Source organism: Variovorax endophyticus, assembly GCF_025376855.1.
In the GTDB taxonomy this organism is placed as follows: domain Bacteria; phylum Pseudomonadota; class Gammaproteobacteria; order Burkholderiales; family Burkholderiaceae_C; genus Variovorax.
The window spans coordinates 109,367-129,738 of record NZ_JAHUTH010000005.1 but is presented as its reverse complement, the minus strand read 5'-3'; the positions used below and the strand labels follow the sequence as shown (position 1 = coordinate 129,738).

The window sequence follows — 20,372 nt, the reverse complement described above, 5'->3', positions numbered from 1 at the left end:
GATCGCGCTGTGCCGGGAATTATGACCGCCACCATCGGGACGGGTTCCGCCGCAACCAGCACCAGTTTGAATCAGTTGTCAGCTACAGCATCGACGAACCCCGACGCGGACAAGCCCGCCTTGTCCTCCTATTCGCGCTTCGTGCAGCGCCTGCGCCGCCGCTATGCGGGCGAACTCGCGCTGCTGCCCGAGGGCGAACCGCGCCGCGCATCGATGACGCAGGCCTACGAGGCACTGCGCGCGCGCGGCGACGGCGTGGGCGACGCCCTGCGCATCGTGCGGCAGCTGGTGATGGAACGCCTTGTCACACTCGACTGCGACCGCCAGGCGCCGCTGGCCGTGGTGACCACCGCGGTCACCGAGCTCGCCGAGTTCGCGCTCGACACCGCCTGCCGCGAGGCCTGCGCCGAGCTCGACGCCGCGCATGGCGCGCCGCAGGGCGCCGACGGCCAGCGCTCGCAGCTGTGGATCGTGGGCATGGGCAAGCTCGGCGCGCGCGAGCTCAACGTGTCGAGCGACATCGACCTCATCTACCTCTACGACCAGGACGGCGACACCGCCGGCGACCCCCAGGGCCGCGGCAAGCTCGCGAACCAGGAGTACTTCGCGCGCGCCGTGAAGCGCATCTACGCGCTGGTGGGCGACACCACCGAGCACGGCTTCGTGTTCCGCGTCGACCTGGCGCTGCGGCCCAACGGCAACTCGGGGCCGCCCGTGGTCTCGCTCGATGCGCTGGAGGAGTATTTCCAGGTGCAGGGTCGCGAGTGGGAGCGCTTCGCCTGGATGAAGAGCCGCGTGGTCGCGCCCACCGAGGTGGTTGCGCAAGGCCAGGCCCAGGGCCTGCGCGGCGCGGTGCTGCCCTTCGTGTTCCGCCGCTACCTCGACTACAGCGTGTTCGATTCGCTGCGCGTGCTGCACCGCCAGATCCGCGAGCAGTCGGCGCGCCGCAGCGCGGGCCGGCCCGAGCGCGCGAACGACGTCAAGCTGTCGCGCGGCGGCATCCGCGAGATCGAATTCACCGTGCAGCTGCTGCAGGTGGTGCGCGGCGGCCAGTTCCCCGAGCTGCGCACCCGGCCCACGCTCGATGCGCTGCAGCGGCTCGCGCGCGCCGGCCTGATGCCGCAGGAAACCGCCGACACGCTGGCCGCGGCCTACGAGTTCCTGCGCCGGGTCGAGCACCGCATCCAGTACCTCGACGACCAGCAGACCCATGCGCTGCCCGTGGCCGACGAGGACCTGCGCTGGATCGCGCAGACCCTCGGCTATGCCGACTGCTGCCCGTTCCTGGCCCAGCTCGACACCCACCGCGAGTTCGTCGCGCAGGAGTTCGACAAGCTGCTGGGCGGCGACAAGCCCTGCAACGGCAAGTGCAACGGCGCGCGCAAGGCGGCCGCGCCGGCCGAGCTCTCGGACCTGCTCGACGAGCTGCCGCCGGCCTTCGCCGAACGCATCAAGGACTGGTGCGAGACGCCGCGCATGATGGCGCTGCGCGATGAAACGCGCGCGCGGCTGCGCCAGCTGGTGCAGCGCACCGGCCAGTGGCTGCGCGAACCCGACGGCGACGGCCAGGGCCAGACCGCGCACCACGTCGATGCCGCGCTGCGCTGGGCCGACTGGATCGAGCCGCTGCTGCGCCGCGAGAGCTACCTCGCGCTGCTGGTCGAGCGGCCCGCGGTGCAGGAACGCCTGCTGCGGCTGCTGGGCTCGGCGCGCTGGCCGGCGCGCTACCTGATGCAGCACCCGGGCGTGATCGACGAGCTGGCCAGCGACGAGATGCTGTCGGGCCGCTTCGTGGCCGCCGAATTCGAGCGCGAGCTCGAGGCGCGCCATGCCTCGCTGAGCCGCACCGGCGAGGCCGACGAGGAGCGCCTCTTGAACCTGCTGCGCCACGCGCACCATGCCGAGGTGTTCCGCACCCTGGCGCGCGACGTGGACGGCCGCATCAGCGTCGAGCAGGTGGCCGACGACCTGAGTGCGCTGGCCGACACCACCTTGCGCGTGACCGCCCGCTGGTGCTGGCCGCATGTGCGCAACCGGCACCGCGAGGTGGCGCAGTTCGCGATCATCGGCTACGGCAAGCTGGGCGGCAAAGAGCTCGGCTACGGCAGCGACCTCGACATCGTGTTCGTCTACGACGACGACGACGAGCGCGCCGGCGAGGTCTACGCGGCCTACGTGCGCAAGCTCATCAACTGGCTCACGGTGAAGACGCGCGAGGGCGACCTGTTCGAGATCGACACCGCGCTGCGGCCCAACGGCAACTCGGGCCTGCTGACCACGAGCTTCGAGGCCTACGAGAAGTACCAGCTCGGCCGCGGCAGCAACACCGCCTGGACCTGGGAACACCAGGCCATGACGCGCGCGCGCTTCGTGCTCGGCAGCGAGGACCACGGCGCCGAACTGGGCGCGCGCTTCGACCAGGTGCGCGAGGCCGTGCTGGTGGCGCCGCGCGACCGCGAGGCGCTGAAGGCCGAGATCATCGCGATGCGCGACAAGCTGCGCGGCGCGCGGCCCGTGAAGGCCGACCGCTTCGACGTCAAGCACAGCCCTGGCGGCATGGTCGATGCCGAGTTCGCGGTGCAGTTCCTGGTGCTGTCGGCCTCGGGCGAGCATCCCGAACTGATCCCCAACCTCGGCAACATCGCGCTGCTGATCCGCGCCGAAGACGCCGGCCTGCTGCCTCCGGGCGTGGGCCGCAACGCGGCCGCGGCCTACCGCGAGCTGCGGCGCGTGCAGCACCGCGCACGCCTCAACGAAGAACCCACGCAGGTGACGCCGCCCGCGCTGGCCACGCAGCGCGAGGCGATGCTGGCGCTGTGGAGGGCCGTGTTTGGTTGAGGCGCGCGGCGCCCGCCGATCCAGCGCGGCCGGCGCCGCCTGTGCGGTGGCTGTCGCCATCGTGCTCGCGGGATGCGCGAGCGGCCCGCGCGGCGGCGGTGGCCGCGACGGTCCGGGCACCAGCCCGCCGTCCAACCTCGAGCGCGTGCCCGACGCCGAGCCCCGCATCGAGCCCATCCGCGGCAGCGGCGGCACCAGCAAGCCCTACACCGTGCTCGGCCGCGGCTACACGCCGATCACCGACGACCGGCCGTTCCGCGAATCGGGCCTGGCCTCCTGGTACGGGCACAAGTTCCACGCGGGCTCGACGGCCAGCGGCGAGCCCTACGACATGTACGCGATGACGGCGGCCCACAAGACGCTGCCGCTGCCGAGCTACGTGCGCGTGCGCAACCCGGCCAACGGCCGCGAGGCGATCGTGCGCGTGAACGACCGCGGGCCCTTCGTCGACGGCCGCGTCATCGACCTGAGCTACACGGCCGCGCTCAAGCTCGACCTGCTGCGCGGCGTGGCGCCGGTGGAGATCGAGCGCATCACGAACGAGGACATCCGCACCGGCGCGTGGCGGCGCGGGTCGGACACGATGCTGGCCGCGGCGCCCGTTCCTGCGCCCTCGCCCGCGGCACCGGCTTACATACCGCCACCGCCGATGCCGGCGCGCGCAACTCCCGCACCAGTGGCCGCCCCGGTGGCCGTGCCCTCGGCCTGGGTCTCGACGGTGGGAACGAACGCGCCCGAGGCTTCGACGATGCCGGTGGCGCCATCCACCATGGCTGGGCCCGCACCCGGCGCCGACGACGAGGTCGAGCCGCCGCCGGGACCGCGCCCGCCGATGGTGGTGAACACCTTGCCGCCGCTGGCACCGGCCGCGTCCGCGCCGCCGAGCGGGCCGTCGCCCGCCGCCGTGGCCGCCGCGGCCGCGGCTTCGCTGGCCGGGCCCGACACGCCCTCGGCCGGCTTCTGGGTCCAGCTCGGCGCCTTCCGCGAACGCGGCGGCGCCGAGACCCTGCGCGCCCAGGCCGCGCGCGGCCTGCCCTCGCTCGCGCCGCAGCTGCGCGTGTTCAGCGAAGCCGGCACGCACCGGCTGCAGGCCGGCCCCTTCGCATCGCGCGGCGAAGCGGGCGAGGCCGTGTCGCAGGTGCGCGAGAGCCTGCGCATCTCGCCGATGGTGGTCGAGCGGCGCTAGGAGCGCCCGGCCGCTGCACTTATTCGAGCGGCTTGACCGGCACGGGCACGTGCATCGCGACGTTCATGCGGTTCCACGAATTGATCTGCGCCACCGCGACCGTGAGCTCGGCGATCTCGAGGTCGCTGAAGGCCGCCTTCAGCGCCTCGTACTCGGCATCGCGCGCATCGTGGCGATCGGCCATGCGCGTGAGCGATTCGGCCCAGGCCAGCGCGGCGCGCTCGCGCGCGTCGTAGAAGCTCATCTCGCGCCAGGTCGGGAGGCTGTTGATGCGCTGCCAGCCTTCGCCCTCCTTGCGCAGGTCGCGCACGTGCATGTCGAGGCAGTAGGCGCAGCCGTTGATCTGCGAGACGCGGGCGAACACGAGGTCGACCAGCTTCTTCTCGAGCGTGGTGTTGGCGATGGCGGTGTTGACCGACAGCAGGGCCTCGAAGGCCTTGGGCACGGTCTTGAACCAGTTGAGGCGGGGGGTGGTGCTCATGGCGATGTTCTCCAGTGGTTGACGATGAAATCGGGCTACACACTGAAGACGCGCCGGCCTGCCGGCCTGTGACACGAAGTCCGAAAAAAATCAGCGCGCGAAGGCCGCGGCGATGCGCGCGAGCTTGTCGGGATTGCGCTGCGCGCGCACGCGCGCGATGCGGTCGCCGTCGAACTCGAAGGTCTGGGCCGACTCGAGCACGCCGCCGATGAAGCGCAGCAGGCCCGGCTCGCCGTTGAGGTCGACCAGCTCGGTGCGCACGCTGCGTTCCGGCTCGCCGCCCGCGTGGCGCCGCTGCACCGCGAAGTAGAGCTGCGCGATGCGGCGCGCGCCGACCAGCCCGTGCGTGAAGGTCTGGACCTTGCCGCCGCCGTCGCCGACCAGCTCGGCCTCCTCGGTGAAGAAGGCCTCGAGCTCGCGCACGCTGCCCTTGGCCGAGGCCTCGGCGAAGCTGCGCAGCAGCCGCATCTGGGTCTCGCGCGAGACGCGGTAGCGCGGCCGCCCCTCCTGCACCTGGGTCTTGGCGCGGTGCACGAGCTGGCGGCAGGCGGCCTCGCTCTTGCCGAGCATGCGCGCGATCTCGTCGTAGTCGGTGTCGAACACCTCGCGCAGCAGGAAGGCCGCGCGCGCCTCGGGCGCCAGCCGCTCGAGCACGGTCAGGAAGGCCACCGAGACGTCGTCGGCGCGTTCGAGCATCTGCTCGGGCGTGACCGGCGACTCGGTGAGCATGGGCTCGGGCATCCAGTGGCCGCTGTAGTGCTCGCGCTGCACCTTGGCCGCGCGCAGCCGGTCGATGGACAGCCGGGTCACGACCGTGACCAGCCAGGCCTCGGTGCTGTCGAGCGCCTCGGTGGCGGTTTCGTGCCAGCGCAGCCAGGCGTCCTGCACGACCTCCTCGGCCTCGGCCACGGAGCCGAGCATGCGGTAGGCGATGCCCTGCAGGCGCGGGCGGTGGCGATCGAAGGCGAGGGTGGCGGCGTCCATGAGGCCAAGACGGCTGGCGTTCCCGGTTTGTGACAGGGGCGCCCCAAAAAAAACGCCCCGGCGTGCGGGGCGATTTTCTGCGGTCCTGGCTTTACGCGCCCTGGTATTCGGGCTTGGGGCCGAGGCTGGCCGCCAGTTCCTTGCGGTAGCGGTTCAGTTCCTGGACCGTCTTGAAGCTGCGGTTCATCAGCAGGCTCAGGTTGTGCAGGATGCGCTCGCCGACCTTGGTTTCCCAGACGGCGTCGAACTTGATCTGCTTGTCGAGCCAGTGCTCGAGCCAGTCCGGATCGGGCATGCGGCTCTGGATGGTGTCGTTCGGGAACAGCGCCTTGTTCACGTGCAGGTTGGTCGGGTGCAGCGCCTGGGCGGTGCGCCGGGCGCTCGCCATCAGCACGCCGACCTTGGTGAAGGCCGAGCGGGCCTCGTCGCCGAACTTCTCGAGCGCACGCTTCATGTAGCGCAGGTAGGCGCCGCCATGGCGGGCCTCGTCCTGGCTCAGCGTGGTGTAGATGTGCTTGATGACCGGCTCGGTGTGCCACTGGGCGGCACGGCGGTACCAGTGGTTGAGGCGGATCTCGCCGCAGAAGTGCAGCATCAGGGTTTCGAGCGGGGGCGCCGGGTCGAAGTCGAAGCGCACCTCGTGCAGCTCGGCCTCGGTGGGCGCATGCTGGGGGCTGAAGCGCTTCAGGTACTCCATGAGCACCAGCGAGTGCTTCTGCTCCTCGAAGAACCAGATCGACATGAAAGCGGAAAAATCGCTATCGTGGCGGTTATCGCGCAGGAACATCTCGGTGGCCGGCAGCGCCGCCCACTCCGTGATGGCGTTCATCTTGATGGTTTGCGCCTGCTCTTCGGACAGCAGCGAAGCGTCGAACGACTGCCACGGGATGTCCTTGTCCATGTCCCAGCGGACGGATTCGAGTTGTCTGAAGAGTTCCGGATAGAGCATCTATATCTTTCTAAGGCCGCCGATTTTAAACGGCACGTTTGGCGCGTCCATGACAAGCGCGCGATGATGCGGATACGTGCGCCGTCGCGGCACGGATGCGCCCCCCCTTTGTGAACCAGGAGCCCGCCATGCGAACCCCCACCCCATTGTCGGTCCCGATGCTCCGTACGTCGGCAATGGCCCTGATGGCCGGCCTGTTGACCGCGGCAACGGCCCTCGCCCAGCAACCCGCGGCACCGGCGCCGGCCGCCGCGCCCCAGGCGGCGGGCTGTCCCGCCATACTGCAACACACCTTCCCGCGGCTGCAGGACGAAAAACCACAGTCGCTGTGCCAGTACTCGGGCAAGGTGGTGCTGGTGGTCAACACGGCCAGCTTCTGCGGCTTCACCCCGCAGTACAAGGGACTGGAGGCACTCGACGCCAAGTACCGCGCGCGCGGGCTGGTGGTGCTGGGCTTCCCGTCGAACGATTTCGCCCAGGAATCGGCCTCGAACAAGGAGATTGCCGACTTCTGCGAAAGCACTTTCGGCGTGAAATTCCCGATGTTCGGCAAGTCCTCGGTGCGCGGCTCGGACGCCAATCCGCTGTTCAAGCAACTGGCCCAGGCCTCGGGCACCACGCCCAAATGGAACTTCTACAAGTACCTGATCGGCCGCGACGGCAAGGTCGTGCAGGCCTGGTCGAGCATGACAGCGCCCGACGAGAACGCCTTCATCGCGATCATCGAGAAGCAGTTGGCGGCCAATCCGGGCTGATGCCGGCGAGTTCGCACCAGCGATGTAAATAGAAACTGATCAGTTCACACCGAGACGTATCGGTAATATTATTTACCGATGCGTCAATCAGATTGTGAACCGATCGTCACAAACGCTTACCACTGCGGTGGGAACCGTGCGGCGAGGTCCTCGCTCATAACTCGCGTGGGCAGTGAATGCCCCACGGTTTTCATGTTGCGAGGTCTTCCGGGCGCCTGCCGTCCGGTCGAAATCCCGAGGCGATTCTTCTCCTCCTCCCTCCCTCCCTCCTTCGCGTCGGGGCGCCTCGCAGCATTTTTGTCTTCCAGCCAACCCGGGGCGGTGCCATGAGGCCGCCGGCCCGGGTCGCCATCGTCGGCGCCGGCATCTCGGGACTGGCCGCGGCCCACGCGCTGCGCGACTCGGCCCGCATCACCCTCTTCGAAGCCAGTGACTACTTCGGTGGCCACGCCCACACGGCCACGATCTCGCTGCCGGTTTCGCCCGGTTCGGGCGAACGCGTCGCGCACGGCGTCGACACCGGCTTCCTGGTCTACAACGACCGCACCTACCCCGAGCTGATCCGCCTGTTCGCCGACCTGGGCGTGGCGACCGCCGACTCGGACATGTCGTTCTCGGTCCAGGCCACGCGGCCCGGCGGCGGCCGGCTCGAATGGAGCGGCAGCAGCCTCGCGACCGTGTTCGCGCAGCGCCGCAACCTCGTCGACCCGCGCTTCCTGGGCATGCTGGCCGACCTGATGCGCTTCAACCGGCTGACGACGCGCATCGCGCTCGCCGGCACCGAAGGCGAACTGGCCCAGCCGCTGGGCGACTTCCTCGATGCCCACCGCTTCGGCCCGGCCTTTCGCTACTGGTACTTCCTGCCGATGATGGCCTGCATCTGGAGCTGCCCGACCGCGCAGATGCTGGCCTTCCCGGTCGCGACCATGATCCGCTTCTGCCACAACCACGGCCTGATCCAGATCGCCAACCGGCCGCAGTGGCGCACCGTGCGCGGCGGCTCGCGCCAGTACGTCGAGAAGATCGTCGCGGGCCTGTCCGATGCGCGGCTGAACACCCCGGTGCGGCGCATCGAGCGCGATGTCGACGGCGTGCGCATCGCCACCGATGCCGGCACCGAGGCCTTCGACCATCTGGTGCTCGCCACCCATTCCGACCAGGCCCTGGCTCTCTTGGCCGAGCCCAGCGCCGCCGAGGCCGCGGTGCTCGGCGCCATCCGCTACCAGCCGAACCACGCGGTGCTGCACACCGACGCCTCGGTGCTGCCCGAGCGGCCCTCCGCCTGGGCGGCCTGGAACTACCAGCGCGCGGACGGCGCGCGGGAATCGGGCGGGGTCTGCCTGCACTACCTGCTCAACAGGCTGCAGCCGCTGCCCTGGTCGCAACCGGTGATCGTTTCGCTGAATCCGGTTCGCGAGATCGCGCGTAGTGAGGTCATGGCCGAATACGACTACGCCCACCCGGTACTCGATCTCGAAGCGATCGACGCCCAGTCGCGGGTGCCCGCGCTGCAGGGACAGCGCCGCACCTGGTTCGCGGGTGCCTGGATGGGCTACGGCTTCCACGAGGACGGCCTGAAGGCCGGCCTGGCCGCGGCCCGCGGCCTGCAGGCGCAGCTGGCGACCGGGAAAGACGCCCCATGACCACGGCGGGGCCGTTGCCGCTGATCGGCTTCGGCGAGGTCCGGCATGCGCGGCTGCGCCCGGCCCGCAACGCCTTCGCCTATCCCACCTTCTTCCTCATGCTGCCGATGCGCGCCCTGCGCCGCGACGGCAGCCCGGCGCTCGCGTTCAACCGCCGCGGCGCGCTGTCCTTCCACGACGTCGACCATGGCGACGGCCGCGCGCCCGGTGCCGGCGGCGCGCTGGCCTGGCTCGACGAGCTGCTGGCGTCGCACGGCATCGACGACGCCGACGGCGAGGCCTGGCTGCACTGCTATCCGCGGGTGTTCGGCTACACCTTCAAGCCGGTCAGCTTCTGGTACTGCCACGACCGCGCGGGCGCGCTGCGCGCGATCGTGGTCGAGGTCAACAACACCTTCGGCGAGCGCCACTGCTACCTGCTCGACCGGCCGGCCTTCGGCCCCGAGCTGCGCGCGACCAAGGCCTTCCACGTCTCGCCGTTCTGCCGCATCGACGGCAGCTACCGCTTCCGCTTCTTCACCGACGCCGAACGCACGCGCACGCTGGTGCGCATCGACCACGACGACGCCGACGGCCCGCTGCTGCAGACCAGCGTCGGTGGCGAACTCCAGGCGCTCGACGCGGCCAGCCTGCGGCGCGCGCTCTGGCGCTACCCGGCGATGACGCTGGGCCTGATCGCGCGCATCCACTGGCAGGCCGCGCGGCTGTGGCTCAAGCGCGTGCCCTTCGTCCACAAGCCGGCCCCGCCGCTTCATTCCGTGTCGCGCGGCGAGCCGCGCCAGCCGCAGGCGAATCCATGACCCCGACGACGACCACCGCCGACTCGCCCGCCTCGGGCTTCCACCTGCCGCAGGACGCGCCGCGCGCGGCCCGCAGCGTGCTGCGCCTCTTGCAGCGCCTCGCGCACGGCTCGCTGACCGTGCGGCTGCCCGACGATTCAGTGCGCCACTTTGGCGCCGCGCCGGGCGAGGGCCCGACCGCCTCGCTCACGCTGCGCAACTGGACGGTGTGCAGCGCCGCGCTGAAATCGGGCGACATCGGTTTCGCCGAGAGCTACATCGCGGGCGACTGGACCACGCCGAACCTGGTCGAGCTGCTGCGCGTGTTCGTGGCGAACCGGCGCGCGATCGAGAACGTGTTCTACGGCAGCTGGACCGGCCGCCTGCTCTACCGCCTGCGCCACCTGCTGCTGAACCGCAACAGCAGGACCGGCAGCGCGCGCAACATCCAGGCGCACTACGACCTGGGCAATGCCTTCTACGAACTCTGGCTCGACGAGACGATGAACTACTCGTCGGCCTGGTTCGAGGGCGACCTGACGCGGCCGATGCCCGAGGCGCAGCACGCCAAGGTGCGGCGCGCGCTCGCCATGGCGGGCGTGCGGCCCGGCGACCGGGTGCTCGAGATCGGCTGCGGCTGGGGCGCGCTGGCCGAGAAGGCCGCGACCGAATTCGGCGCCGCCGTGACCGGCGTGACGCTCTCGCACGAACAGCTCGCCCACGCGCGCCGGCGCACCGAGGGCCTGCCGGTCGACCTGCGGCTGCAGGACTACCGCGACATCGGCCGGACCACCGGCGACGCGCCCTTCGACGCGATCTGCTCGATCGAGATGGTGGAAGCCGTGGGCCGCGAATACTGGCCGACCTACTTCGCGAGCGTGAGCCGGCTGCTCAAGCCGGGCGGGCGCGCCTGCATCCAGAGCATCGTGATCGACGACGCGCTGTTCGAGCGCTACGTGGACGCCACCGACTTCATCCAGCAGTACATCTTCCCGGGCGGCTGCCTGCCCTGCCCGCGCGAGTTCCGGCGCGCCGCCGAGGCCGCGGGGCTCGAGGTGATCGACGAATTCGCCTTCGGCGCCGACTACGCCGAGACCCTGCGGCGCTGGCGCGAGCGCTTCCTGGCGCAGCGCGCCCAGGTGCTGCAGCTCGGTTTCGACGAGCGCTTCATGCGGATCTGGGAGTTCTACCTGGCCTACTGCGAGGCCGCCTTCGCCGAGCGCAGCATCGACGTGGTGCAGTACACGCTGCGCAAGCCCTGAGGCCGGGCCCACGGCAAAAAAGCGCCGGGAGGCGCTTTTTTCATGGGCGAGAACGGTTCAGCCGCTCAGGGCTGGGTGTCGATGAAGCTCGGCCGCTGCATCAGCTTGTCGTAGAGCTTCGCGAGGTTCGCATAGTCGGCACGCCACTCGATCTCGGGGAAGCGCAGGTTCAGCCAGCCCAGGGTGCAGCCCACCGCGATGTCCGACAGGCTCAGGTGGATGCCGCTGCAGAAGGGCTTGTCGCCCAGGCCCTTGGCCATGGCGGCCACGCCGGCCTCGACCTTGGCGCGCTGGCGGTCGATCCAGGCCTCGCTGCGCTCGCCGTCGGCGCGGCCGGACCAGGTGCGCTCCAGGCGCCACAGCACGCCGGCGTCCATCACGCCGTCGGCCAGCGCTTCCCAGGTCTTGACCTCGGCGCGCTCGCGGCTTTGCTGCGGAATCAGCTTGCCGACCGGCGACAGGGTGTCGATGTATTCGACGATCACGCGCGAGTCGAACATCGCCTCGCCGCCTTCCATGATCAGGCACGGCACCTTGCCCAGGGGGTTGGAATGGGCGATGGTCGTGTCGGGCGACCAGACGTCCTCGATCACGAACTGGTAGTCGAGCCGCTTCTCGGCCAGCACCACGCGCACCTTGCGCACATAGGGGCTGGCGGCGGATCCGATCAGTTTCATGAAGGCGCTCTCCCTCGATTTTGATAACGTTTGTTCATAATCATTTTAGGGGAACGCCAAAGCCCGGCTTTCGGTGTACCGGGTTCGTCCCCGGGCGGCCCGCCTAAAATTCGGGCATGAGCTTCTCCACCGTCTCCGCCCTTTCCCCCCTGGACGGCCGCTACGCGGCCAAACTCGCGGCCCTGCGCCCCCTGATGAGCGAGCAGGGCTACATGCACCGGCGCGTGCAGGTCGAAGTGGCGTGGTTCATCGCGCTGTCGGACTGCGGCTTCGCCGAATTCAAGCCGCTGACCGGCGGCGCCCGCAAGTACCTGATGGGCCTGGTCTCGCACTTCTCCGAGGCCGACGCGCTGGCCATCAAGGAGATCGAGAAGACCACCAACCACGACGTGAAGGCGGTCGAATACTGGATCAAGTCCAAGTTCGAGGCCCGCCCCGAGCTGCTGGCCGCGGCCGAGTTCGTGCACTTCGCCTGCACCAGCGAGGACATCAACAACACCAGCCACGCGCTGCAGATCCAGGCCGCGCGCGACACCGTGCTGCTGCCCGCGATCGACGGCCTGATCGCCAAGCTGCGCGAGATGGCGCACCAGTTCGCCGACGTGTCGATGCTCTCGCGCACCCACGGCCAGACCGCCAGCCCGACCACGGTCGGCAAGGAGATCGCCAACGTGGCGGTGCGGCTGTCGAAGGCGCGCGCGCAGATCGCCTCGGTGCAGCTGCTGGGCAAGATGAACGGCGCGGTCGGCAACTACAACGCCCACCTGGCCGCCTGGCCCGACTTCGACTGGGAGGCCTTCAGCCGCAAGGTCGTCGAAACCCCGGCGCCGCTGGGCCTGGGCCTGAGCTTCCAGCCCTACAGCATCCAGATCGAGCCCCACGACTACATGGCCGAGCTGTTCGATGCCGTGGCGCGCGCCAACACCATCCTGGTCGACTTCTCGCGCGACGTCTGGGGCTACGTGAGCCTGGGCTACTTCAAGCAGCGGCTCAAGAAGGGCGAGATCGGCTCCTCGACCATGCCGCACAAGGTCAACCCGATCGACTTCGAGAACGCCGAGGGCAACCTGGGCCTGGCCAACGCGCTGCTGCGCCACCTGAGCGAGAAGCTGCCGATCAGCCGCTGGCAGCGCGACCTGACCGACAGCACCGTGCTGCGCAACATCGGCGTGGCCTTCGGCTACGCGACCCTGGCCTATGCCAGCCTGGCCACCGGCCTGGGCAAGCTCGAGCTCAACCGCGACGCGCTCGCGGCCGACCTCGACGCCTCGTGGGAAGTGCTGGCCGAGCCGATCCAGACCGTGATGCGCCGCTTCGGCGTGCAGGGCGCCTACGAGCAGCTCAAGGAAGTGACGCGCGGCCAGACCGTGACGGCCGAGGCGCTGCATGGCCTGATCCGCTCGCTCGCGATTCCCGAAGAGGAAAAAGCCCGCCTGCTGGCCATGACGCCGGCCAGCTACGTGGGCAAGGCGGCCGAACTCGCCGGTAGAATCTGACGCCCTGTGCATCGATGCACCAACCGCTTTTCCCAAGCGGTTGGTTCGCTCGCTGAGGCCGCCTGAGGCCAATTAAGGGGCGGGCGATTCGTTTCGATCGCCCTTTCCGGTTTCCTTCCAATTTCCTAGCCAACGCACGCCGCATGCCGGCCGTGCGCCAGCCAGCAACACTTCCGTGCGGGACGCCTCGGCGTCCCCGTCGTCCATGCTGCGCGCTTCCCTGCGACGTCTCTGGCTCAAGATCCACCGCTGGGTCGGCCTCACGCTCGGCCCGATCCTCGCCGTCACCGCGCTGCTCGGCGCGGCGCTGGTCGTGGGCCAGCCCCTCGACCGCCAGGCCCACCCCGAGCTCTTCGTCGCGCGCACGGCCGGTGACGCCACCGCGGCACGGCTGCCGCTGGAACCGCTGCGCCAGCGCCTGCTGGCCGAGTTCGGCCCCGACACCAACCTGACCCTGCGACCGCCGCGCCAGCCCGGCGACACCTACTGGGTGCTGGTGCGCGGCCCCTGGGACGGCACGGTCTACCTCGATCCCTTCACCGGCGCCGAACAGGGCCGGCGCGGCACCCAGGAAGGTGCCTACAGCCTGATCTACAAGATCCACAACAGCCTGCTGCTCGACAAGACCGGCAAGGGCATCCTGGCCTTCGTGGCGCTGGCCTACCTGGTGCTGCTGGTGACGGGCCTGGTGCTGTGGTGGCCGACGCGCTGGCCGCCGTCGCTGCGCATCGTGCTCAACCGCGGCCTGCTGCGCGGGCTGTTCGACCTGCATCGCACGGGCGGCGCGGTGCTCGGCCTGCTGATCGCGGTGTCGGTCGCCACCGGCGCCTACATGGCCTGGCGGCCACTGGGCGATTTCATTTCCGCCGCCATGGGGCAACAGCCGGTCAAGGCGCCGACGATCGCCAAGGGCACGGCCCAGGGCCCGCGCCTGCCGCTGGACGAGATCGTGGCGCGCGCGCAGCAGGTTTACCCGGGCCAGCCGATCGGCTACGTGGCGGTGCCCGGCAAGGCCGACCGGCCCGTGCGCGTTCGCTTCAAGCTGCCCGACGACCCGCATCCCAACGGCATCGGCTCGGCCTGGCTCCACCCGGTCACGGGCGAGGTGCTGGCCGCGCGCAAGTGGCAGGAGCTCGATGCCGGCAACGGCTCGGTGGCGGTGATCTTCCCGCTGCACACCGGCGAGCTCGGCGGCGTGGTCCACGAGATCGTGACCGCGCTGCTGGGCCTGGCGCTCGGCGGCCTGGGCTTCAGCGGCATCTGGCTCTGGTGGCGGCGCCGCCGCACGGCCGCGACGGCGCGCCGCGACGCGGTCGCGCGCCCCACCTCCTGAGCCCAAACGATTCGACGACGGCGCGACGACGCCGGCCTGCCCGAACGACGCGCCCCACGCCCGCCCGTTCCTTTTGCAATTTCAAAAACCGAGGAGTTCCCGTGTCTGCTTTCAAACGCACCGCCATCGCGATGGCCCTGCTTCCCCTGAGCCTGCCCGGCTTCGCCGCCGAGGGCGATGCGCCCGCGGGCGCCGACGGCAAGGCGCTCGAGGCCATCACCGTCACCGGTGACTGGCTCGGCAGCCCGACCGAGAAGAAGGTCGTCGAGCATCCGGGCGCGCGGACCATCGTCGAGCAGCGCCAGATCCGCGAGAGCGGCTCGTCCAGCGTGCGCGACGTGCTGCGCCAGATCCCCGGCGTGCAGGTGCAGGAGAGCAACGGCACCGGCGGCAGCGACATCTCGCTGAACGTCGGCGTGCGCGGCCTGACCTCGCGCCTGTCGCCGCGCTCCACCATCCTGATGGACGGCGTGCCGCTGGCCTACGCGCCCTACGGCCAGCCGCAGCTGTCGCTCGCGCCGCTGTCGCTGGGCAACATCGAGACCGTGGACGTGGTGCGCGGCGCCGGCTCGGTGCGCTTCGGACCGCAGAACGTGGGCGGCATCATCAACTTCGTGACGCGCTCGATTCCCGAGACCTTCGCCGCCGAGGCCAGCGTCGGCGTGGAGAGCGCGGGCCATGGCGGCGGCACCAAGTCGACGCCCAGCGTGTTCGTCGGCGGCACCAACGACAAGGGCCTGGGCCTGGCGCTGCTGTACTCGGGCACGCACGGCGAGGGCTTCCGCCAGAGCAACGACAAGACGAACATCGACGACCTGATGCTCAAGGGCAGCTACCGCTTCTCGAAGACCGACGACATCGCGGTGTCGCTGCACCACTTCGAGGGCCAGGGCCGCATGCCCGGCGGTCTGACGACGGCACAGTACGCACTGAACCCGTTCCAGTCGGACCGTCCCTTCGACGAATTCACCGGACGGCGCACCGACGGCTCGCTGCGCTACACGCACAACGACGGCATCAACAAGTTCGAGCTGCTGACCTACTACACCGACTCGTTCCGCGGCAGCCACCTCGAGCAGGAAGGCACGGGCACCAGCGCCGGCCAGCGCCGCCTGACCGCCGCGCCGCGCGAGTACTACACCTTCGCGATCGAACCGCGCTACTCGCGCCTGATCGACTCGGGCAGCGTGGTGCAGGAAGTCAGCGTGGGCTACCGCTACCTCAAGGAGGCCAGCTCCGAGGTGGCCACGCGCAGCAGCTACTACCGGCCGCGCCTGGGCTTCGACGCCAGCACGCTGGCGCAGCCGGCCTACCAGACCAGCGCCGGCGGCACCACCGCCAACGCCTTCTACATCGACGACCGCATCGACTTCGGCAACTGGACCGTGACGCCCGGCGTGCGCTACGAGGCGATCCGCTCGCACAACGACGTGGTGGGACTCACCAGCGGCCGCATCACCAGCGTGATCGCGCCGAAGATCGACTCCAACGAATGGCTGCCGACCGTGTCGGTGATGTACCGCATGAACGAGCGCTGGTCGCTGTTCGCGAACGCCGGCGTGTCCTTCGGGCCGCAGCAGTACGCGCAGCTCGCGCAGTCCACCGACGGCCTGCATCCCGAGAAGGCGAAGACCTATGAGATCGGCACGCACTACAAGGGCGAGGCCTGGAGCTCGGAGCTCACGCTGTTCAACATCGACTTCGACAAGGAGCTGCAGCTCGCGCGCTCGATCACCGGCGACGTCGGCCAGTGGACCGACCTGGGCGCCACGCGCCACCGCGGCCTGGAATCGGCGCTGCGTTACGAGCTCGGCGACCTGAGCCCGGCCCTCAAGGGGCTGTCGCTGTCGGCGACCTACACCTACACCCAGGCCACGCAGAAGGCCGGCGCCTTCGCGGGCCGCGACCTGCCGTTCTACTCGCGCCAGGTGGCCACGCTGGGCGCGCGCTACGAGCGCGGCCCGTGGACCTTCAACGCCGACGTCTACGCGCAGTCGAAGCAGCGCTCGCCGGGCTCGCCCGACACCAATGCGCGCTACGTCACGCTCGAGGACAGCACCGGCCGCCTGGGCAACATCCCCGGCTACGCGGTGATGAACCTGCGCGCGGGCTACGACTTCGGCCCGACCATGCGCAACCTCAAGCTGGCCGTGGGCGTGAAGAACCTGTTCGACCGCCGCTACTTCAACCGCTCGGTGGACAACAACGGCGGCAAGTACGTGGGCCAGCCGCGCACCGTGTACCTGCAGGCCTCGGTCGCCTATTGATCGGCCGGCGGGCAGCTCCCGGGCCGGCGCCGGCCCGGGAGCGCGCGCATACACTCGCGCACCCATGGCGCTCAAATCCACCATCTTCAAGGCCAGCCTCGCGGTGGCCGACATCGACCACGGCTACTACGCCGACCACGCGCTCACGCTGGCGCGCCATCCGAGCGAGACCGACGAGCGGATGATGATCCGGCTGGTCGCGCTGGCGCTCAACGCGCACCAGCTGCAGGACATCTGCAAGGGCGACGGCACGCTGGCCTTCGGCGCCGGCCTGTCGAACGTGGACGAGCCCGATGTCTGGCTGCGCGACTTCACGGGCCAGACCCGGCTGTGGATCGAGGTCGGCCAGCCCGAGGACAAGCCCGTCATCAAGGCCTGCGGCAAGGCCGACCAGGTGATCGTCTACTGCTTCAACCACGCGGCCGAGATCTGGTGGCGCGGCATCGAGAACAAGCTCTCGCGGCCGCAGAACCTGAGCGTCTACCGCGTGCCCACGGCGGCCTCGCAGGCGCTCGCGGCGCTGGCGCAGCGCTCGATGCAGCTGCAGGCGACGATCCAGGAGAACACGCTGACGCTCGGCGACGGCGCGAACAGCGTCGACATCGAGCTGCTGCGCTGGAAGTAAGCCCGGCGTCTCAGTGCGGCATCATCTCGCCGCACTGCCAGCACTGCTCGAAGCCGCCCTCGATCCGCTCGCCGCAGACGCACTGCCAGCTGCGCTGCGGCCGGTGCTGCAACGCATGCAGCAGCCGCTGCGCGAGCTCGAACTGGCTTTCGTCGTCGATCCAGATCTCGGGCAGGCACTGGTCGGGCGGCAGCTGGCCGGCCGCCGCGCCCAGGTACTCGCGCTGCACCGTCGCGGCCACGCCGTCCTCGCGCAGCGCATGCACCCACAGCGTCGCGATGGCGAGGTTGGGCGCTTGCGCGAGGCGACGCATCGGGTCGGCCGCTCAGCTCGCGTCTTCGGGCCCGGTGGGCACGGCGGGATCGTCATCGGGCCACTGCGGCGGCTCGGCCTCGCGCGCGCGCTCGGCATAGCGGTTGAAGCGCCAGGCCGAATCCTCCATGGTGATGCGGCGCCAGGTGACGCGCTTCTCGGCCGGCGTCATCGCGGGCCAGTGCTGCACCTCGTCGAAGCTGCGCCCGCAGCCCTTGCACTGGTCGTCGCCCTGGCTGGTGGAGCAGATCGCGATGCAGGGGGTGTCGGGCGTGCTCTGGTACCAGTCCAGCCAGGCGGCCCAGGCCTTGGCCGGGAAGCCGACCTCGTCGACCTCGTCCTCGTGGTGGTAGACCATGAGCGCATAGACCTCGGCCAGCGCGCGCAGCTCGGGCGCGAGCGTGACGCCATCGGGCGAGGGGCTCTTCTCGCGCCAGTGATTGATGGCGGCCTCGATGTCGGTGATGTGAATGGCGGCCATGAAACGCAGAAAGATGGCAGGGCGGGCGATCATAGTCCGCCAATGTCCCGGGACCTCCGAAGGTTATAGACGCTACCAAACTTGTAGCAATAGACCTTGCGGCGATGCAGGTTTTGAACGCCTTCCGTTTGAAAGCTTGAAACTTTCGGTTGCCAGCGCGCGAGCGCCGATGCTCTAATCGCGCCCACGAAGGGGAGTAGCTCCCGGCCGTCGCATACGCGGCGGACATCGCCAGGTCGTCAATACGAAGCACAACACTTCCGGCCTGTCGGGCATCGCGCATGTCGCCGAGCGGCCATGCGCATGCCGAGCCAGACCTTCGATTTGAACCTGTGCAGGTTTGGTCGAAGCGTCGTTGAAGTCCCCGGTGTCACCCGGTTTCATTTCCTCGCATCGATCAGCCCGCCCGGGATGAATCGAAACGCATCGATGTGCCTTGCCCGCGGCCGCCACGTACCGGCGCAGCGGACCGGGCACGAGGAACAGAGGAAACTATGGAACAGTTCATGACCCCGGAATTCTGGGTCGCCGTCGGTCAGATCATCATGATCGACATCCTTCTTGGCGGCGACAACGCCGTCGTGATCGCGCTGGCCTGCCGCAAGCTGCCGCCGGCCCAGCGCACGCAGGGCATCCTGTGGGGCACCGCCGGCGCCATCCTGCTGCGCGTGATCCTGATCTTCTTCGCGCTGACCCTGCTGGCCATTCCGTTCCTGAAGCTCGTGGGCGCGATCCTGCTGCTGTGGATCGGCGTCAAGCTGCTGGCGCCCGAGCATGACGACGCGCACGGCAACATCGCCGGCAGCGACAGGCTCTGGGGTGCCGTCAAGACCGTGATCATTGCCGACCTCGTGATGAGCGTCGACAACGTGATCGCCATCGCGGGTGCCGCCCAAGGCGCCGGCGAAGGCCACCAGATGCCGCTCGTGATCTTCGGCCTGCTCGTGAGCATCCCGATCATCGTCTGGGGCAGCCAGCTCGTGATCAAGCTGATGGACCGCTTCCCGATGATCATCACGCTCGGGGGCATGCTGCTGGGCTGGATCGCCGGCACCATGGCCGTGTCCGACCCCGCCGTGGTCAACCCCGCCGCCTGGACCTGGGTGCCGAAGCTGCCGCAGACCGATGTCGTGAAGTACGCCTCCGGCATCATCGGTGCGCTGCTCGTGCTGGCCATCGGCAAGTGGGTGGCCGCGCGCCAGGCCCGCGCCAAGGCTTCCACGCCGGCCACCGCGAGCTGAGCCCGCTGCCCGCCCCACGAAAGTCCCCTATCCATTTCGACCCGTCTCTGCCACTCTAACTACCTGAAGGAGCACCCTATGGAAAAGATCATTCTTTACGTCGACGACGCCGTCTACGCCTGCGAACAGTTCGCCGAACTGGCGCCGGATGCCGATGCGGTCGTGGCGCGTCACTGGGTGCTCGTGGCCTGCGCGCCACGCATGACGCATCGCATCAGCAAGTGGGTGAGCCACAGCGCGCGCGAGAACTGGCGCGCGAAGTGGTTCAGCAAGCTGCAGGCGCAGCTGCTGCCGCTGCTGGAGCGCAATGGCGGGCAGGTCACGGCGGTGCTGGCCAAGGGTCCGCTGGCCGAGCTCACGCAACAGCTCAAGCGCGAGCACATGGCATCGCACGTGGTCGATGCCCGCCGTCCGAAGGTCGGCGTGGACCTCGAGCCGGTCACGCCCGAGCAGAAGCCGGCCGGCCAGCAGGGCTGGGCTTTTCCCGGTGCCGTGATGGGCATGGGCGCGCTGCTGGTGCTGGCGAACGAACTGGCGGAATAAGGGAGCCGCGGCCTTGGGGCCGCGCCATCCCGCTCAGGCGACGGCTCCTTCGGGAGCCGTTTTTTTTGGCCTTGCCAACGCCCCGTCCCACGCGGATTCGCGGGCATGTCCGTCTCGCCGCCGCCCCGGCGCTGCGGTATCCTGGGCCGCATGCGCATCCTCCTCAAATGGCTGCTCAGCGCGGTGGCGCTGCTCGCGGTGGCCTACCTCTACAGCGGCGTCCAGGTCAGCAGTTTCGGCGCGGCACTGATCGCGGCCGTGGTCATCGGCCTGCTCAACATGATCGTGCGCCCGGTGCTGGTGGTGCTCACGCTGCCGGTCACCATCGTCACGCTCGGGCTGTTCCTGTTCGTGATCAACGCGCTGATGTTCTGGGCCGCCTCCGGCCTGCTGTCAGGCTTCCACGTCAACGGCTTCCTGGCCGCGCTCGTGGGCTCGCTGCTCTACTCGGTGCTCGGCCTGCTGATCGAGAGCGCGCTCGGCGGGCTGCTGACGCGCCGCTGATCGGCCTGCCGCCGGC

The 20,372-nt window shown here is 69.6% G+C and carries 19 protein-coding genes; 13 read left to right on the top strand and 6 right to left on the bottom strand.

What is annotated here, in order from left to right; translation table 11 throughout:
* Positions 1 to 21 precede the first annotated feature (21 nt).
* A complete protein-coding gene (glnE, locus tag KV106_RS08565) occupies positions 22 to 2,838 on the top strand; it encodes a bifunctional [glutamate--ammonia ligase]-adenylyl-L-tyrosine phosphorylase/[glutamate--ammonia-ligase] adenylyltransferase (RefSeq protein WP_057597442.1) in 2,817 nt (938 codons plus the stop codon).
* Between the two features lie 46 nt (positions 2,839 to 2,884).
* On the top strand, positions 2,885 to 4,024 hold the full coding sequence (locus tag KV106_RS08560; RefSeq protein WP_261208962.1) for a septal ring lytic transglycosylase RlpA family protein: 1,140 nt from the start codon (positions 2,885 to 2,887) through the stop codon (positions 4,022 to 4,024).
* Between the two features lie 19 nt (positions 4,025 to 4,043).
* Here the strand turns inward: KV106_RS08560 and KV106_RS08555 are convergent, their stop codons facing one another.
* From KV106_RS08555 to KV106_RS08545, 3 genes are all read right to left on the bottom strand, one after another.
* Positions 4,044 to 4,505 carry a carboxymuconolactone decarboxylase family protein gene (locus KV106_RS08555; RefSeq protein WP_261208961.1) on the bottom strand — a complete coding sequence of 154 codons (462 nt, stop codon included), beginning with the start codon at positions 4,503 to 4,505 and terminating at the stop codon, positions 4,044 to 4,046.
* A gap of 90 nt (positions 4,506 to 4,595) precedes the next feature.
* Entirely contained in the window at positions 4,596 to 5,489 is an 894-nt protein-coding gene (locus KV106_RS08550; protein WP_261208960.1) for an RNA polymerase sigma-70 factor, read from the bottom strand.
* Between the two features lie 91 nt (positions 5,490 to 5,580).
* Positions 5,581 to 6,438, bottom strand: a complete 858-nt coding sequence (locus KV106_RS08545; protein WP_057597796.1) for a ferritin family protein — start codon at positions 6,436 to 6,438, stop codon at positions 5,581 to 5,583.
* 128 nt (positions 6,439 to 6,566) lie between these two features.
* Between KV106_RS08545 and KV106_RS08540 the strand changes: the two genes are divergently transcribed.
* The 4 genes from KV106_RS08540 to KV106_RS08525 all read left to right on the top strand — a co-directional run bounded on the left by KV106_RS08540 (position 6,567) and on the right by KV106_RS08525 (position 10,877).
* Positions 6,567 to 7,193, top strand: a complete 627-nt coding sequence (locus tag KV106_RS08540) for a glutathione peroxidase (RefSeq protein WP_409976496.1) — start codon at positions 6,567 to 6,569, stop codon at positions 7,191 to 7,193.
* 326 nt (positions 7,194 to 7,519) lie between these two features.
* On the top strand, positions 7,520 to 8,836 hold the full coding sequence (locus KV106_RS08535) for an NAD(P)/FAD-dependent oxidoreductase (protein WP_261208959.1): 1,317 nt from the start codon (positions 7,520 to 7,522) through the stop codon (positions 8,834 to 8,836).
* A complete protein-coding gene (locus KV106_RS08530; RefSeq protein ID WP_057599009.1) occupies positions 8,833 to 9,636 on the top strand; it encodes a DUF1365 domain-containing protein in 804 nt (267 codons plus the stop codon). The genes KV106_RS08535 and KV106_RS08530 overlap by 4 nt, the downstream gene beginning before the upstream one ends.
* On the top strand, positions 9,633 to 10,877 hold the full coding sequence (locus tag KV106_RS08525; protein ID WP_261208956.1) for an SAM-dependent methyltransferase: 1,245 nt from the start codon (positions 9,633 to 9,635) through the stop codon (positions 10,875 to 10,877). Before KV106_RS08530 ends, KV106_RS08525 begins: the two co-directional genes overlap by 4 nt.
* Positions 10,878 to 10,942: 65 nt before the next feature.
* Here the strand turns inward: KV106_RS08525 and KV106_RS08520 are convergent, their stop codons facing one another.
* Complete coding sequence (locus KV106_RS08520) at positions 10,943 to 11,554, bottom strand: glutathione S-transferase N-terminal domain-containing protein (protein ID WP_057593676.1); 612 nt, start codon at positions 11,552 to 11,554, stop codon at positions 10,943 to 10,945.
* A gap of 116 nt (positions 11,555 to 11,670) precedes the next feature.
* Here KV106_RS08520 and purB point away from each other — a divergent pair, with 116 nt between their 5' ends.
* The 4 genes from purB to KV106_RS08500 all read left to right on the top strand — a co-directional run bounded on the left by purB (position 11,671) and on the right by KV106_RS08500 (position 17,275).
* Positions 11,671 to 13,050 carry an adenylosuccinate lyase gene (gene purB, locus KV106_RS08515; protein WP_261208953.1) on the top strand — a complete coding sequence of 460 codons (1,380 nt, stop codon included), beginning with the start codon at positions 11,671 to 11,673 and terminating at the stop codon, positions 13,048 to 13,050.
* 205 nt (positions 13,051 to 13,255) lie between these two features.
* Entirely contained in the window at positions 13,256 to 14,383 is a 1,128-nt protein-coding gene (locus KV106_RS08510; protein ID WP_261208951.1) for a PepSY-associated TM helix domain-containing protein, read from the top strand.
* A 131-nt stretch (positions 14,384 to 14,514) separates the two neighbouring features.
* Positions 14,515 to 16,650 (top strand): TonB-dependent receptor family protein, encoded by a 2,136-nt coding sequence (locus tag KV106_RS08505; protein ID WP_261208949.1) that lies wholly within the window; start codon positions 14,515 to 14,517, stop codon positions 16,648 to 16,650.
* Between the two features lie 64 nt (positions 16,651 to 16,714).
* Positions 16,715 to 17,275, top strand: a complete 561-nt coding sequence (locus tag KV106_RS08500; RefSeq protein ID WP_261208947.1) for a YaeQ family protein — start codon at positions 16,715 to 16,717, stop codon at positions 17,273 to 17,275.
* A gap of 10 nt (positions 17,276 to 17,285) precedes the next feature.
* On the opposite strand, the gene KV106_RS08495 is transcribed toward KV106_RS08500, so the two are convergent.
* Together KV106_RS08495 and KV106_RS08490 are read right to left on the bottom strand one after the other, a co-directional pair.
* The gene (locus tag KV106_RS08495; protein ID WP_057593681.1) at positions 17,286 to 17,588 is read right to left on the bottom strand and encodes a hypothetical protein; all 303 of its coding nucleotides are present in this window, start codon (positions 17,586 to 17,588) and stop codon (positions 17,286 to 17,288) included.
* A 12-nt stretch (positions 17,589 to 17,600) separates the two neighbouring features.
* Complete coding sequence (locus KV106_RS08490) at positions 17,601 to 18,068, bottom strand: DUF3717 domain-containing protein (protein WP_057593719.1); 468 nt, start codon at positions 18,066 to 18,068, stop codon at positions 17,601 to 17,603.
* Positions 18,069 to 18,562: 494 nt separating this feature from the next.
* Between KV106_RS08490 and KV106_RS08485 the strand changes: the two genes are divergently transcribed.
* From KV106_RS08485 to KV106_RS08475, 3 genes are all read left to right on the top strand, one after another.
* A complete protein-coding gene (locus KV106_RS08485; RefSeq protein WP_057593682.1) occupies positions 18,563 to 19,309 on the top strand; it encodes a TerC family protein in 747 nt (248 codons plus the stop codon).
* A 78-nt stretch (positions 19,310 to 19,387) separates the two neighbouring features.
* On the top strand, positions 19,388 to 19,852 hold the full coding sequence (locus KV106_RS08480) for a hypothetical protein (protein ID WP_057593683.1): 465 nt from the start codon (positions 19,388 to 19,390) through the stop codon (positions 19,850 to 19,852).
* Between the two features lie 150 nt (positions 19,853 to 20,002).
* Positions 20,003 to 20,356 carry a phage holin family protein gene (locus KV106_RS08475; protein WP_057593684.1) on the top strand — a complete coding sequence of 118 codons (354 nt, stop codon included), beginning with the start codon at positions 20,003 to 20,005 and terminating at the stop codon, positions 20,354 to 20,356.
* Positions 20,357 to 20,372: the final 16 nt, after the last annotated feature.